15 protein-coding genes are annotated in these 15,337 nt (G+C 67.5%); 10 read left to right on the top strand and 5 right to left on the bottom strand.

Annotated features, from left to right (window positions below; all coding sequences use genetic code 11):
- The first annotated feature begins 36 nt into the window (after positions 1-36).
- From mnmG to GRI40_RS09445, 8 genes are all read left to right on the top strand, one after another.
- Positions 37-1,887, top strand: a complete 1,851-nt coding sequence (mnmG, locus tag GRI40_RS09410) for a tRNA uridine-5-carboxymethylaminomethyl(34) synthesis enzyme MnmG (RefSeq protein ID WP_160611074.1) — start codon at positions 37-39, stop codon at positions 1,885-1,887.
- Positions 1,884-2,525 (top strand): 16S rRNA (guanine(527)-N(7))-methyltransferase RsmG, encoded by a 642-nt coding sequence (rsmG, locus tag GRI40_RS09415; protein ID WP_160611075.1) that lies wholly within the window; start codon positions 1,884-1,886, stop codon positions 2,523-2,525. The genes mnmG and rsmG overlap by 4 nt, the downstream gene beginning before the upstream one ends.
- Complete coding sequence (locus tag GRI40_RS09420) at positions 2,522-3,298, top strand: ParA family protein (RefSeq protein ID WP_160611076.1); 777 nt, start codon at positions 2,522-2,524, stop codon at positions 3,296-3,298. The genes rsmG and GRI40_RS09420 overlap by 4 nt, the downstream gene beginning before the upstream one ends.
- Positions 3,295-4,272, top strand: a complete 978-nt coding sequence (locus tag GRI40_RS09425; protein ID WP_160611077.1) for a ParB/RepB/Spo0J family partition protein — start codon at positions 3,295-3,297, stop codon at positions 4,270-4,272. The genes GRI40_RS09420 and GRI40_RS09425 overlap by 4 nt, the downstream gene beginning before the upstream one ends.
- Positions 4,273-4,375: 103 nt before the next feature.
- A complete protein-coding gene (locus GRI40_RS09430) occupies positions 4,376-4,879 on the top strand; it encodes a spore coat protein U domain-containing protein (protein ID WP_160611078.1) in 504 nt (167 codons plus the stop codon).
- A gap of 109 nt (positions 4,880-4,988) precedes the next feature.
- Positions 4,989-5,465, top strand: coding sequence for a Csu type fimbrial protein (locus tag GRI40_RS09435; protein WP_160611079.1), 477 nt, complete (start codon positions 4,989-4,991; stop codon positions 5,463-5,465).
- A gap of 19 nt (positions 5,466-5,484) precedes the next feature.
- Entirely contained in the window at positions 5,485-6,231 is a 747-nt protein-coding gene (locus tag GRI40_RS09440) for a fimbrial biogenesis chaperone (RefSeq protein WP_160611080.1), read from the top strand.
- On the top strand, positions 6,203-8,686 hold the full coding sequence (locus GRI40_RS09445) for a fimbria/pilus outer membrane usher protein (protein ID WP_160611081.1): 2,484 nt from the start codon (positions 6,203-6,205) through the stop codon (positions 8,684-8,686). Before GRI40_RS09440 ends, GRI40_RS09445 begins: the two co-directional genes overlap by 29 nt.
- On the opposite strand, the gene GRI40_RS09450 is transcribed toward GRI40_RS09445, so the two are convergent.
- Positions 8,673-9,296, bottom strand: coding sequence for a hypothetical protein (locus tag GRI40_RS09450; protein ID WP_160611082.1), 624 nt, complete (start codon positions 9,294-9,296; stop codon positions 8,673-8,675). The genes GRI40_RS09445 and GRI40_RS09450 overlap by 14 nt on opposite strands.
- 110 nt (positions 9,297-9,406) lie before the next feature.
- Complete coding sequence (locus tag GRI40_RS09455; RefSeq protein WP_160611083.1) at positions 9,407-9,889, bottom strand: GAF domain-containing protein; 483 nt, start codon at positions 9,887-9,889, stop codon at positions 9,407-9,409.
- 62 nt (positions 9,890-9,951) lie between these two features.
- Here GRI40_RS09455 and GRI40_RS09460 point away from each other — a divergent pair, with 62 nt between their 5' ends.
- Entirely contained in the window at positions 9,952-11,412 is a 1,461-nt protein-coding gene (locus GRI40_RS09460) for a PQQ-dependent sugar dehydrogenase (protein WP_160611084.1), read from the top strand.
- Between the two features lie 15 nt (positions 11,413-11,427).
- On the opposite strand, the gene GRI40_RS09465 is transcribed toward GRI40_RS09460, so the two are convergent.
- Together GRI40_RS09465 and GRI40_RS09470 are read right to left on the bottom strand one after the other, a co-directional pair.
- Positions 11,428-12,246 carry an ATP-binding protein gene (locus GRI40_RS09465; RefSeq protein ID WP_160611085.1) on the bottom strand — a complete coding sequence of 273 codons (819 nt, stop codon included), beginning with the start codon at positions 12,244-12,246 and terminating at the stop codon, positions 11,428-11,430.
- Positions 12,243-13,979, bottom strand: coding sequence for an acyl-CoA dehydrogenase family protein (locus GRI40_RS09470; RefSeq protein ID WP_160611086.1), 1,737 nt, complete (start codon positions 13,977-13,979; stop codon positions 12,243-12,245). Before GRI40_RS09470 ends, GRI40_RS09465 begins: the two co-directional genes overlap by 4 nt.
- Before the next feature lie 50 nt (positions 13,980-14,029).
- Between GRI40_RS09470 and GRI40_RS09475 the strand changes: the two genes are divergently transcribed.
- Positions 14,030-14,998, top strand: a complete 969-nt coding sequence (locus tag GRI40_RS09475) for an L-threonylcarbamoyladenylate synthase (protein WP_160611087.1) — start codon at positions 14,030-14,032, stop codon at positions 14,996-14,998.
- On the opposite strand, the gene GRI40_RS09480 is transcribed toward GRI40_RS09475, so the two are convergent.
- Entirely contained in the window at positions 14,977-15,309 is a 333-nt protein-coding gene (locus GRI40_RS09480; RefSeq protein ID WP_160611088.1) for a hypothetical protein, read from the bottom strand. The genes GRI40_RS09475 and GRI40_RS09480 overlap by 22 nt on opposite strands.
- Positions 15,310-15,337 lie beyond the last annotated feature (28 nt).

Here is a 15,337-nt window from a genome sequence, read left to right on the forward strand (position 1 = left end):
TTGACCAATTGCCAAGCCTGATCTAACGCGCCGCAAATGGATCGCTTCGATATCATCGTCGTCGGTGGCGGACACGCGGGTGTAGAGGCCGCCGCCGTCGGCGCGCGCATGGGACTTCGCGTGGCCTTGGTAACATTCGACCGACACACCATCGGGGCGATGAGCTGCAATCCTGCCATCGGCGGTCTCGGCAAAGGGCACCTTGTGCGGGAGGTCGACGCGTTTGACGGTGTCCTAGGCCGCGCGGCCGATGCTGCGGCAATCCATTATCGCATGCTCAATCGGTCGAAAGGCAGCGCGGTGTGGGGCCCGCGGATCCAGGCGGATCGAACGTTGTTCAAGCGCGCCGTGCAGCAGGCCTTGGCCTCTCTGACGACTTTGCAATGCGTCGAAGGCGAAGTGGCGGCGCTCAAGCTGGCGGGGGGCCGGGCGCGCGGGGTGATCCTGGCCAATGGTTCCGCGATCGATGCTGACGCAGTCATTCTGTGCACGGGCACGTTCCTTGGGGGGACCCTGTTCCGCGGGGAGGAACGGTTTGTCGGCGGCCGCATAGGCGAGAATGCTGCAAGTCGCCTCGCCGCGCAGCTCAGCGATGCCGCGCTTCCGATGGCGCGACTCAAGACAGGCACGCCGCCGCGCCTCGATGGGCGGACAATCGATTGGGCTGCCTTGCCGGAACAGCCTTCGGATGCGGACGCGTGGACGATGTCTCCGCTAACCCGCGCCCGGGTGAATCCGCAGCTTGCCTGCGCGATAACTCGCACGAACGAGCAGACGCACGATATCATCCGCGCTGATCTCGATCGCTCCCCCCTGTTCAGCGGTGCGATCGACGCGCAAGGGCCGCGGTATTGCCCTTCGATCGAAGACAAGATCCACCGGTTCGGCGATCGTGACGGGCACCAGGTGTTCCTCGAGCCCGAAGGCCTCGACACCCATCTTGTCTATCCCAACGGAGTCAGCACGTCGCTGCCAACGGACACCCAACTTCGCTTCCTGCGAACGATGCCGGGACTGTCGGAAGTGGAAGTGGTGGTGCCGGGATACGCGGTCGAATATGATCACATCGATCCCCGCGCACTCTCCAGCGGCCTCGAGGTTCGGGATATCCCAGGCTTGTATTGCGCCGGCCAGATCAACGGAACGACCGGGTACGAAGAGGCCGCCGCCCAGGGCCTGATTGCCGGCATGCATGCTGCTGCGCAGGTCGCCGGCCTTGCCCCGCCGTCCATCGACCGCGCGAACGCCTACATGGCGGTCATGGTCGACGACCTCGTGTTGCATGGCGTGACGGAGCCGTATCGCATGCTGACCTCTCGCGCGGAGTATCGACTTCGTCTCCGGGCGAGCAATGCGACAACCCGCTTGACCCAGCTGGGGATCGCTTTTGGCTGCATCGGGCAAGACCGGAGGCGATGGTTTGAGGCGAGGGAAACAAAGCGTTCCACGTGGAACACGGCCCTGAATCGCACGGTAGGCGGGCGAGAAATTGGGGAGGCCCTGGGTGTCCCCGCGAAGCCCGAGGACCGCAGGTCGCTTGCGGAATGGATTGCGACCGGTAACCTCGATCTTTCGGACGCGGCGCCCTTGTTGCCCCAAGGGTTTGCCGATGATGAACTGGCCACCGAGATCATCGAGGAGGCGTCCTACGCTCCTTATCTAGCGCGGCAAGATGCCGAGCTGCGCGATCTTCGATCGAGTGAGAATGTCGCCATTCCGGGGTCGTTCGATTTCGCGCGCGTCCCGGGTCTTTCGAACGAGATGGTCGACAGGTTAGCCGCGGCGCGCCCATCGACGCTCGGGGCTGCAGGGCGGGTGCGGGGAGTGACTCCGGCTGCGCTTGCGGCCCTGCTCGTGCACGCGCGGCGCGCGGCGTTGTCGGCGTGATCGAAAGCGAACCTGACGCTCGCGCCTATGTCGGCGCGCGCTGCGACGAACAAGCTATGAGCCGGCTGGATCGTTTCGTGGCTGAACTTCGGGGGGAGAACGAGCGCCAGAACCTTGTCGCCGCGTCGTCTCTGAACGATGTTTGGCGGCGCCACGTCGCCGATAGCGCCCAGTTACTCGAGCATGTGACGGGCTATCCTGGAACATGGTTGGACTTGGGGACCGGCGCCGGATTTCCGGGGCTTGTCGTCGCGATCATGCGGCCCGAATGGCGGGTGTCGATGGTAGAGGTGCGCCGCAAACGGGTCGACTGGCTTTCCCATATTGTCGAGGTCTTGAAACTTTCGCATGTGAAGGTCCACTTCGGGAACATCGAACGGATCGAAAATTGCGACGCAAGCGTCATTTCGGCACGCGCCTTCGCGCCGCTTCCGAAGTTGATCGACCTCGCGGCGCGCTTTTCCACAGACCGCACGCAATGGCTGTTGCCGAAAGGGCGTTCCGCCGCGCAAGAAGTGCGTGACTTGCCGGGCAATATCCGGGTGATGTTTCACGTGGAACGATCGCTGACCGATCCGGAAGCCGGGATCGTCGTTGGCACGGGACGCATCAGCAATAACAGGAAAGGCGCCCGATGATCGTCATCGCCATAGCCAACCAGAAGGGCGGGGTCGGCAAGACGACCACCGCAATCAATATCGCGACTGCGATGGCGGCGACCGGATGGAAGACGCTTCTCATCGATCTCGATCCGCAGGGCAATGCCTCCACCGGCATGGGAATCGGAAGCGAGGAGCGGGGGCGGTCGAGCTATGACCTTTTGGTGGAAGGTGCACCACTTGCCGACTGCATCCAGGGCACTTCGATCCCGGGGCTGGACCTCGTGCCGGCCACTGTCGATCTCTCAGGAGCGGAAGTCGAGCTGGTCGCCGTTGAGGATCGCACCGCGCGCCTCGAGAAGGCGCTCGCCAACCACACGCAGCACCAGATCGCGTTTATCGATTGCCCGCCTTCGCTGGGCCTGCTGACACTCAACGCACTCGGCGCGGCAGACACGCTGCTGGTTCCGCTACAGTGTGAGTTCTTCGCGCTCGAAGGCTTGTCGCAGCTCCTGCTGACGGTCGAACGCGTCCAGCAGCGGTTCAACCCCGATCTGGGCATCATCGGGGTCGTCCTGACGATGTTCGACCGGCGGAATCGCCTGACGGACCAGGTGGCTGACGACGTGCGCGACTGTCTCGGGCCTCTGGTGTTCGAATCGGTCATTCCGCGCAACGTCCGCTTGTCGGAGGCGCCGAGCCATGGCTTGCCGGCGCTGGTTTACGATCACAACTGCACCGGAAGCCGCGCCTACATGGCTCTTGCCCGCGAGCTGATTGGCCGCCTGCCCGCGGAAAGGAAAGCCGCATGAGTGCCCCAACGGACCCGATTCGCTTCTCGATCCCGGAACGCCCCAAGGGCGACACGCGCAAGAAACTCGGTAAAGGGTTGGAAGCGCTGATGGGCCAGAGCCGCCGGGAGGAGCCGCTGGTCGTATCCGGCGACGAATCCGGCGCTTCCGGGGCTGGCGACAAGCCGCGCCCCGACGAGGGCCTGGCCGCCATCGCGATCGCGCGGATCGAGCCGCTTCCGGGGCAGCCCCGCAGGCGGTTCGACGAGGCCGCGCTCGAAGAGCTCGCGGCGTCGATCGCGCAGCGGGGCGTCATCCAGCCCATCATTGTCACCCCACTCGGCGGCGACCGTTATCGCCTGGTCGCGGGGGAGCGCCGCTGGCGAGCCGCACAACGGGCGAAGCTCCACGAGATTCCTGCCATCGTCCGCGATCTGAGTGAGCGCGAGGTTATGGCGCTCGCCCTCATCGAAAATCTGCAGCGTGAAGACCTCAACCCAGTGGAGGAAGGCCGGGCTTATCAGCAACTTGCTGACAGCGAGGGGATGACCCAGGCGGAAATCGCCCGGCTTGTCGACAAGTCGCGGAGCCACGTCGCGAACCTCCAGCGCCTGCTCCAGTTGCCCGAATCGGTGCTCGACATGGTCGAGCGCGACGATCTGTCGATGGGACACGCCCGCGCGTTGATCGGCAATCCCGACGCCGCGGCGCTCGCAGATCGGGCCGTCGCGGAAGGCCTCTCCGTGCGCGACGTGGAGCGGCTGGCACGGCGTGCGGGGGAGGGGGAGAGCACCCGCCGCAAGCCGCGGGTAGCGCGCGATTCTGCGGGTGATGCGGACATCGTCGCGGTCCAGCGCCATCTCGAGGAACTTCTTGGCCTGCACGTCCGAATAAAGACCGATGCGGACCCGCGATCGGGCGAGGTGACCATCCGATATCGAACGCTCGACCAGCTCGATCTCGTATGCCAGCGCCTGACCGGCGGAGATATCTGATCGTCCGAGCCGGCCGCCTTGTGCCGCCCATGATTGCCGGTCCGTTTACCTTGGCCTAATGGTTCTCCGTTAGATCGCAGCTTCCGCACACGTGGGAGAATGCGTGAATCGACAGGTGCGCCTGGGACTAACGGGACTGACGGCACTGGCTCTTGCAGCCGGTGGCGCGCCCGCGCACGCCGGGCGAACGACCAACACGATGCGCGTCGATCTGCACGTTTACAGCGGCTGTTCGCTCAAGACCCGGCCCCTGACCTTCGTTGTGCCGGCCGGCAACATCGGCAACATGGACCTCGATTCGACCAGCACGGTCACGGTAAAATGCACGCCCAACACCGCCTATTCGGTGGACATCGACAAGGGCCTGCATTCGAATGGCATCAATCGCCGGATGCGCAGCGTGGAAACCAACAGCTTCCTTGCATATGACGTCTATCGCGATCGGCCGGGCGGCAACGTCTGGGGCACCGGCCAGCTGAAGAACGTCACTGGCAATTCGGGAACCGGTGCCGCGCTCGACATCACGCTTTATGGGCGCATTCGGCTCCCGAGCAAGATCCAGGCCGGTGATTACAAGGACACGCTGGTCGTTACGCTCAACTTCTGATGGCGTAGTGTTGTCAGCAGCCTGATGCCCGGAAACGGTTAACCGTTTACCCGACGTTTACCATCCTTTCCTAAGTATAGCTACGCACTCAGACCGATTAACGTTGGTAATGCGTAAGATTGCTCTCGGAGCCGCTGCTGTCGCAGCCCTCGCCGCCAGCCCGGCCGTCGCCGGGACCGCCACCGGCACTGTCGAAGTTTCGCTCAACGTCAGCGCGGCCTGCAGCGTGACCGCCGAACCGCTCGCCTTCGGGACCGTCAGCGCGTTCGACAGCGTCGTCGATGCATCGTCGCCGACCACGGTCAAGTGCACGCCGAGCGCGGCCTATACCGTCAACCTCGATTACGGGGTCAATCCGGTTGGCACGCAGCGCAAGCTGAAGTCGACCACCGGCACCGCCACGGTTAACTACAACCTGTTCTCCGACAGCGCGCGCACCGCGCCCTGGGGCGGTACGCTGTCCGGTGTGACCGGAATCGGCAACGGCAGCGACCAGCCGATGACGATTTTCGGCCAGGTCCCGGTCCAGCCTGCAGTCGCCGCCGGCGACTACAAGGACACGGTCACCGTAACCGTCAACTACTGAGACCGAGGCAGCCCTTACGATGATCACGACCCGCCCTAACCGCACCTTGCGCGCCCTGGCCGCCGTTGCGTTGGGCGGGTCGCTGATCGCCGGGCTGACGAGCGCCGCCCATTCCGCCCCGTCGGAATTCGGCGCAGGCCTCACTATCACGCCGCTGCGCATCGAGATCGAAGATGCGAACCGCGGCGCGACGGTGATGCTCACCAACAGCTCGCAGCGCGCGCTGCCTGTCCAGACTCGGCTGTTTGCCTGGTCGCAGGCGGGCGGCGAGGACGTCTATGCGCCCAGCAGCGAGCTGACCATTTCTCCGTCCATCACCTCCATTCCGCCCGGGGAAACCCAGATCGTGCGCGTCCTGCGCGCCGGTCCGGCTGTTCCCGGCGAAAAACGCTACAGACTGATCGTCGACCAGTTGCCCGATCCGGCACTGGCGAGGGCCGGCGAAGCCGAGGCGCGCATCCGCTTCTCGGTGCCGGTATTCCTGGACCGTTCCAAGGCTTCCCCGGCCCAGCTCGACTGGCGTATCGGGCCTGGCGGCCTCGAACTCACCAATGCAGGCGGTCTGACCGCTCGCATCGTGCAGGTCGAAGTGAAGAACGTTGCGGGCGCCATCGTCCCGCTCGAGCGCAATTCGCTCCGCTATGTCTTGGGGAACTCGACGATCGCCTGGCCCATGGAGAACGCCTGTGCGATCGGGACGGTGACCGTTACCGCGTCGATCGACGGCGGGACGGTCAATGCCCAGCCTCGCTCGACATGTAGCTAGGCCGCCGGCCGCCCTCCTCGCTGCGCTCGCGGCACTGTCCACCCACACGCCGGTTGCGGCGCAAAGCGATCCGTTTGCCCTGCCCGAAGGCCTGACCGCGCAGAGTGTTGCGCAATCGGCGGTTCCGCTGCTGTCCGAGATCGTCGTCGACGGCAAGGCTGGGGCGCGGATGGTCACGCTTGCCGGCAGCGGCGACGCGCTGGCCATCGATGCACAAGAAGCGCGCGATGCCGGCCTACCCGTGCCGGAGGGGGCCTCCGGGCCGATCCGCCTGGCTTCGCTCAAACTTTACGCCTGGTCGTTCGATCCCCTCCGCCAGCGCCTGACGGTCCAGCGCTTTCGCACGGGCGAAAACGCGAACCTCAAGGATTTCGCCCCCCGCCCGCGCCAGGCGAGCGAAAGCACGCCCCTGCTGGCGCTACGGATCGACTACGATCTCACGGCGACCCTCTCCCAATCGCGCTCCAGCGCGGGCGGTCTCTTGTCGTCGACGCTGGTTTACGGCAATTTCGCCCTTCACGGCAGCGCGCGGGCGAGCACCGTGCCGGAACTGGGCACGCCCACGATCCTGCGGCTCGACACTGCCGCCCGCCTCGCGATCCCCGCCACCGGCACGGCCGCCTCGCTGGGCGATTTCGTCAGTGCAGGGAGCCAGAGCCAGCGCGCGGTCCGCATGGGCGGGATCCAGATCGCGTCAGACTTCGCTCTGCGGCCCGATCTCGTGACCTTGCCGCTTCCCGCCTTCTCGGGCGACGTCGCGGTGCCGACGACGATCGACGTCCTGGCAGGCGACCAGAGATACACCCTGGGCGACATCGAGCCGGGAGAATTCTCGGTGCGCAACGTGCCGACCCAGCCGGGGCGGGGGGAGGCGTCCGTGATCCTGCGCGATCCGCTGGGCCGCGAAGTGGTGCAGACTGCGCGGTTCTACGTGTCGGACGCGCTGCTCGCGCCGCGGACCACCGGCTATGCGGTCAACGCGGGCTTCGTGCGCCGACGATACGGTTTTGCCAGCAACGATTACGGACAACTTGCAGCCACTGCCTTCGTGAGACGGGGGCTTTCGCCGTCTCTGACCGCGGAGGCGAGCGGCGAATGGACGCGGGGCGTCGGCAACGGCGGCCTTCGGGGCGACTTCGTCCTGGCGAAAGTCGCGCTGGCGACGATCGAGGGGCGGGTGAGCTCCGATTCCGACACCGGACGCGGCACCTTGCTCAACATCGCACTCGAATCGATCGGGCAGAAAGTCGGCGGCAGCATCCGCGCGACTTTGCCCAGCGCCGGCTATCGCGACGTGGCAAGCCGTCTCGGCGACGAGCCGCCGCCGCGGCAATACGCAGCGCAAGTGTTCTACCGCCTGGCACCCAATACCGAGTTCCAGGTCTCCTACGCCCGGCAGCAGTTCCGGGTGCTGCCCGGGCCGCGCCCGCGCGACCCGCTCAGCGAGGTGATGAACGCCAACTTGCGCGCCCGCTTGTCGTCTCGCGCAACTTTCTTTGCGGGTGCTGGGTGGCGGCGAAGCTCGAGCGGATCGAGCTGGTCGGTCGCGCTCGGCCTCTCGATGCGCTTTGGCGAGCGGACCAACACGGGCCTTTACACGAGCTATGACGACGGGCGCGCCGCCGGTTCCGCAACGTTTGCGCGCGATGCGATCCGCGATGGCGAGATCGGATACCGGGGGGCGGCGAGCATCTCGCAGGGAAGCCACAGGGTATCCGGCGGCCTTACCTGGCGCGACAGGCGCATGCTGGTCGATGGGCAGGTGGAGGCGGTCAACGGCAGCGTCGCGGCGCGCGCAAATGCCCGCGGCACGCTGCTGCTGGCCGGCGGCGCGGTGTTCGCGCGGAACCAGACCGGCGGCAGTTATGCCCTCGTGCGAACGGGCCGCGTCGGCGGGATCCCGATCACGCGCGAAAACCAGGCCGTGGGCGTCACCAACGATCGCGGGCTGTTGCTGGTCCAGAATATTCCCGCACAGGCGACGATCAAGATCGACGTGGATGCCGACAGGCTCCCGGCCGACGCGTTGGTCCGCGAAACGACGAAGATGATCCGAGTCCCCCAGCGGGCGGTCGCGCTGGTGGAGATCGAGACGACGCGATTCCGGCCGGTCCTGCGCCAGCTGCGCGACACCGGCGGGGCGGTGATTGCCACCGGCACCGCGGTGCAGTTCATGCCCTCCGGCCTGACCGGCATCGTCGGCTTCGACGGGCTGGTGGAGATCAACGCGGGGGCGCAGGACGACCGACTGATGGTGGGTGCCCCGGGCAACGGATGCGTTGCCGAGCTCACCGAAGCCGTGCTGGCGGATGAGAGCGGCGCGGCGATCACGTGCCGGCCGGTCACGATCGCCGAAATGGAGAGTCAGGCGCCGACGTCTGCTCCGAAACGTGCCCGGGATGGCCGGACCGGCAAGCGCACACCCGCCCTGGCCGCCCGCGTCACCGCGCCCTGATGATCTTCGTCCCCTTGCCGGTCGGTTGCACGCTGCGCGGCGTCGGGCGCGGCGGGATGGAGCGGGTGCGTACAGGCTCCTCTGCCAGATATTCCCGCACGACCTGCTGCTGCGGCACCGGCACGATCACCTGCCTGGTGGTATAACCGACCACCGTATAACCCGGATAGCCGGCCGCGGCGCCTGCGAGATAACTGTCGAGATAGCGCGCGCACTCCGCCTCCCGTTCACGCAGCCGGTCACCGCGCAATCCGCGGCTGCAATCGGCGATCCACGCGTTACGATCGAACGTGGCTTGCGTAGCGGATATCGCGGGGATGGCCGGCTGCATGTACGGGCCCGGATATGGGACGGCCGGTGCGCCGTAGCCGGGGAGCGGTGCACCATACGGCGGGGACGGAGGATAGGCCTGCACCGGGTAAGGATAAACGGGGGGCAGAGGCGCATAGGGCCCTGGCGGCGTTACCACCGGCGGGGGCGGTGGAGGAAGGACGATGGCCTCTCCCGCGGGCGGCGTGCCCTGGACGACGTCCTGGGCGGCTGCGGGCCCGGAACATGCCAGGCCGATCCCGATTGCAGAGACGACGAGATTTCGGCGAAGCGTGGCCATGGCGGTCAATCCCCTTCGGGCGCAGATGAAATCGCGCTTACAGTAAGAATTCTAGCATCTTGGAGGCGCACCGCCCAAGGCCGGGCGCACCTGTGTCCCGCTTCGGGCCGCTAGATGCCAGGCGCCAGCAGGGCGGCCAGGGCCTCTACCCCGGCAGCGTCTTCGGCATCGAAATGCGCCAGATGCGGACTGTCGAGATCGATCACCGCCACGGCCGCGCCGTCACGCATCACCGGTACCACGAGTTCAGAGCGGCTGGCGGCATCGCAGGCGATATGGCCGGGAAATGCGTGGACGTCAGGCACCAGCAGCGTCTTTCCGCTGGTGGCAGCCGCACCGCAGACCCCTTGGCCGAACGGAATGCGGATGCACGCCGGCCGGCCGACGAACGGGCCGAGGACGAGCACATCATCGATCGCGCGATAGAACCCCGCCCAGTTGAGTCCGGGCACGAACTCCCCGATCAGCGCCGCGACATTGGCCATGTTGGCGACGGCATCGGGTTCACCCGCGGTCAGCGCGTCGGCGGCGGCGCAGAGCTGGCGATAGCGTTCGGCCTTGGGCAGGGTTTCATCCGGGCGGAAATCGTACATTCGGCGTGCTCTAGCGCCGTGCGCCGTTGCCGCAAGCGGTGCGGGTCCCTATCGTCGGGATCATGAGCACAGGCCGCAAGATACTTATCGGCTTCCTCGTCCTGATCCTGCTGGTCATCGGCGTGGCGGCATACTTGATGACTCCCGATCGGGCCGAAGTGCCGGTATCGCGTGTTACCGGCACGGATCCCGAGCTTGTCGCGCCGAGGGCGGAGGTTTTTCCGACTGTTGCGATCGCCAAGCCGGTGGGCTGGGCGGCGAACGAAGTGCCCGCCGCTGCGGAAGGCCTGGCCGTCACCCGCTTCGCCGATGGCCTCGATCATCCGCGCACCATGCTGACCTTGCCCAATGGCGACGTGCTGGTGGCGCAGACCAACCGCCCGCCGGATGAAGGCCCGGGCGGCATCGAAGGCTTCATCATGGGCCTGCTGTTCAAGGAAGCGGGCGCCGGGACACCGTCGGCCGACACGATCGCCCTGCTGCGCGATACCGACGGCGATGGGCGCGCCGAGCAAAAGGCGATCCTGTCTCACGCGGCGCTCGCGTCCCCTTCGGGCATGGCCTGGCATGACGGGACGCTATACGTCGCCAACCACGATGCGCTGCTGGCGTTTGACTATCAGCCGGGCGCGACGGCGCTCGCCGGCACGCCGCGCAAGTTGATGGACCTGCCCCCGGCGGGCAACCACTGGATGCGCAATATCCTGATCGCCCCCGATGGGAGCGAGATCTTCGTGGCGGTGGGCTCCGCCTCCAACGTCGGCGAAAAAGGCATGGAGGCCGAAGAAGGCCGGGCGATGATCTGGCGCTACGATCTCGCAACGAACCGCCAGAGCCAGTTCGCGACCGGCTTGCGCAATCCGAACGGACTGGCCTTCAGCCCGTGGAGCGGGGAACTGTGGACCACCGTCAACGAACGCGACATGCTGGGATCGGACCTCGTGCCCGACTACCTGACCAACGTGCCCATCGGCGCGCAGTACGGCTGGCCGTGGGTCTGGTGGCGCAACAACTTCGACGACCGGGTCGACGCCCCGACGCCGTCGAGCTTCAACCCGACATATGTGCGCATTCCGCAATACGCGCTGGGGCCGCACGTCGCCGCCCTCGGCCTCGCGTTTACATCCGGTGGATCGACCCTTGGCGACAGGTTCGCCTCCGGCGCGATCATCGCGCGGCACGGATCGTGGAACCGGGTGCCGAAATCGGGATACGACGTGATCTACGTGCCATTCGACGCGCGGGGGAATCCGGCCGGCAAGCCTGTTTCCGTGCTCAGCGGATTTCTTTCGGCAGACGGGAAGACCACGCGCGGACGCCCGACCTGGGTCGCTTTCGCGAACGACGGGGCGCTGCTGGTGACTGACGATACCGCCGGCATCGTCTGGCGGGTCACGGCGCCCGGCGCGGCGCGCTCCGCCCCGATCCAGCGGATCACGGGTGCGCGCATGCCCCCTCAGCGCGAACTGCGCGGTGGCACGGCGACTTTCGACGAGGATTTCGCGCGCGAGGCGACGCCGTAGCAGTGCGGATGGACGTCACAGGCGGCGGCCGGCGCGACCCGCAAGCTCGGTGACGAACTGCCACGCCGTCCTCCCGGAACGGCTGCCGCGGCGGGTCGCCCACTCGATTGCGGCGGCGGGCGTCCACTCAAGACCCAAGGGGTCGGCGTAACCCGCCACCATCGCAAGGAATTCGTCCTGGCTGGCGGCGTGAAATCCCAGCGATAGCCCGAACCGGTCGGCCAGGGCTTGCAGGTCGTCCACCGCGTCGCGCGGGTTGAGTGGATCGGCCTGCTCCGCCCCATGCCGGGGCACGATCGCGCGCCGGTTGCTGGTCACCGCCAGGCGCACGTTGGCCGGGCGCGCCTCGACGCCGCCTTCCAGCCAGGCCCGCAGGTGGCGCGGACCGGTCCCGTCGCCTTCCGCAAAGCCGAGATCGTCGAGATAGACGAGGAAGCTGCGCGCCTGCGCGCCGAGGGTGCGAAACAGCGCGGGAAGGGCAGGCAGGGCATCGGGGGTCACCTGCACCAGCGCCAGCCGCCCGGGCGCGGCGTCCAGCGCAGCATTGACCGCAGCCCGCACAAGCGCGCTCTTGCCCATGCCCCGCGCGCCCCACAGCAGCATGTCGTGCGCGGCATGGCCCTTGGCCAACCGGGCGACATTCGCCGCGACCGCCTCTTTCTGACGATCGACGCCCTTGAGCTGGTTGAGGGAAGGCGCATCGATCCGCGCGACCGCGCGGCCCGCGGTGCCATCCCAGACATAGGCCGGCGCGCGCATCCAGTCCGTGGCCGGAAGCGCCGCTGGGGCCAGGCGCTCCAGCGCGGCGGCGATCCGCTCTAGCGGGTCGCTCATCCGGCGAGCGCCTCGGCCGGCACAGCGTAGAGCAGGTCCGCGCCCCCCCGCGCCGACGCGGCAAGCCCGAGCGCCTCGGGCACCACCCGGCGGAGGAAGTAGCCCACCGTCACCGGCTTGGTGACGGCAAGCGCGGGCGCGGCGCCAGCTTCGACCGCGCGCGCCTGTCGCAGCATCTGCCAGCCCGCCACTGCAACCGCGGCCATCGACGTGAAGGGCACGCTCCCCGCCAGCCGGTCGTCGATCGAGGCATCTTCCCGCATCCAGCGCGCAATCTCGCGGCAGGTATCGGAAAGCTCGGTCAGCGCAGCCTCCTCGCCACAATCGCGCACGATGTCTGCGAACAGCGCATCCAGCGCCGCGCCATTTTCCAGCCCCAACTTGCGGGTGACGAGGTCGGCGGCCTGGATGCCGTTGGTGCCTTCATAGATCGGGGCAATGCGCGCGTCGCGGTAATGCTGGGCGGCGCCCGTCTCCTCGACGAAGCCCATGCCCCCGTGGACCTGCACCCCCAGGCTGGCGACCTCCACCCCGATGTCCGTGCCCCAGGCCTTGAGCATGGGCACAAGGCATTCTCCCCGGGCCGCGGCCGCTGCGTCACCCAGCGTGCCGCGATCCACCTGGCCGGCCGTGTAGTAGAGCAGCGCCCGCGCGCCCTCGGTCAGTGCCTTCATCCGCAGCAGCATGCGGCGCACGTCGGGATGCTCGATGATCGGAACCGCCGACTTGTCAGGCGAACCGGCGCGCGCCGACTGCACCCGCTCCATGGCATATGCCACCGCCGCCTGCGTGGCGCGCTCGCCGATCTGCACGCCCTGGTTGCCCACGTTGATGCGCGCGTTGTTCATCATCGTGAACATCGCCATCAGTCCCCTGTGCGGTGCCCCCACCAGCTCGCCGACGCATTCGCCGCCGTCCCCGAAACTCATCACGCAGGTGGGGGAGGCGTGGATCCCCAGCTTGTGTTCCAGGCTCACCGCGCGGAGATCGTTGCGCCCGCCCAGCGTTCCATCCGCGTGGACGTGGTACTTGGGAACCACGAATAGCGATATGCCCCGGCTGCCTTTGGGCGCGTCAGGCAGGCGCGCCAGGACGAGGTGGATGACGTTGGCGGCCAGTTCGTGATCGCCCCAGGTGATGAAGATCTTGGTGCCGGCGATGCGGTATTTGCCGGCGTGCTCGCCTTCTGTGACCGGCACGGCCGTGGTGCGCAGGGCGCCGAGGTCGCTGCCCGCCTGCGGCTCCGTCAGGTTCATCGTGCCCGACCATTCGCCGCTGATCATCTTCGGCAGGTAGAGCGCCTTCTGCGCGGCCGAACCATGCTGCTCGATCGCGTCGATTGCGCCGGTGGTGAGCATGGGCAGGAGGTTGAAGGCGAAGTTCGCGGTGCCGAGATTTTCCAGCACGTTGCAGCCTAGCGCGAATGGCAGGCCCTGGCCGCCGTGTTCGGCCGGCGCAGCCATGCTGTTCCAGCCCTGTTCGACGTAATTGCGATACGCCTGCGCAAAGCCATCCGGCAGGGTGACGTTTCCGTTTTGCAGCTTTGCGCCCTCGAGGTCGCCGACCCGGTTGAGCGGAGCCCATTCGCCCGCCGCGAACTGGCCGATCCCCTCGACAATCGCTTCGGCCATCTCGGGCTCGGCTGCGGCAAACCGCTCTGACCCGGCGAGCTCCTCGATCCCCGCGCAGACCTTCAGGGCCAGCAACTGGTCGGCGGTGGCGGGACGGTACATACGGGCGGTTCTCCTTGGCTTGACCGCGGGCAGGCTTATAGCGCGCTGCCATGGGCGACAAGCACGCTACGGAACGGTTGGCGGGCGATGCCGCGGGCATCGCTCGTGCGGCTGCGCTCATCGAATCGGGCCAGCCGGTCGCGGTGCCGACCGAAACCGTCTATGGCCTCGCCGCGCGCGCCGACGATGCGTCCGCGGTGGCGGCGATCTACCGCGCAAAGGGGCGGCCGGACTTCAACCCCTTGATCGTCCATGTTGCCGACAAGGCCGCCGCCCGCCGCCTGGCCACGTTCGACCCGCGTGCCGACCTGCTGGCGGATTCGTACTGGCCGGGCCCGCTGACCATGGTGCTCCCATTGCGTGACGGCGCCGCTGTCGCGCCTGCCGTGACGGCCGGCCTGCCGACGATCGCCGTGCGCTGCCCGGCGCATCCGATCATGCGGCAACTGCTGGCTGCCACGGGGCGCCCGCTCGCCGCACCTTCGGCCAATCGGAGCGGCCGCGTCAGTCCGACGACCGCAGATCATGTGTTGGCCACGCTGGAGGGCCGCATCCCGGCGGTGCTGGACGGGGGCCCGTGTGCGCAAGGGCTGGAGTCGTCGATTGTCGCGCTACGCGACTTCGGCTGGCAACTGCTTCGCGCGGGGCCGGTGAGCGCGCGCGCGATCGCCGACCTGCTCGGGCCGCCGCACGCGATCGCGTCCGCGCGGATCGAGGCGCCCGGCCAGCTTGCCGCTCACTATTCACCAGGGAAACCGGTGCGGCTGGATGCGGTTACCGCGACCGCTGACGAATTCCATATCGGCTTCGGTCCTGTCGCCGGCACCTGTTCGCTGTCGCAGGCCGGCGACCTGGCGGAGGCCGCGGCGCGGCTGTACGATTGCCTGCACCGCGCGGCCCGATCAGCGCACCCGTCGGTGGCGATCGCGCCGGTGCCGCTGGACGGGATCGGCGCGGCGATCAACGACCGGCTGCGCCGGGCGGCCGCCCAGTCGGTTCAGTCGTCGTCAGGTTCGTAAGGGACTTGCGGGGTGAGGATGCGGATTTCGGCGTTGATCGCGGACAAGCGCTGGCATGCGCGCCGGTCGCCATCGAAACAGGCCTTCTGAGACTTCTCGCGCTCGCGCTCCAGCTTTCCCAACCGTTCCTCGCGCTTGCGAATTTCGCGGCCGCGGTTCTCGTCCGCCTCCGACTGGCTGGTGGTGGCGAGGTCGACCGCCTTGCCCGCCACGCGCACCGGCGCGGTCGCGACATCGAACGCGGTCTTGGCGAGGCATCCGGACAGGAGCAGGGCCACCGCCGGCAGCATGAGAAGGGTTGGGCCGCGCATCGAGGAATCTCCGTTTGCGCGGCCCTTT

The organism is Tsuneonella aeria (genome assembly GCF_009827495.1).
GTDB classification, from domain to species: Bacteria; Pseudomonadota; Alphaproteobacteria; order Sphingomonadales; family Sphingomonadaceae; genus Tsuneonella; species Tsuneonella aeria.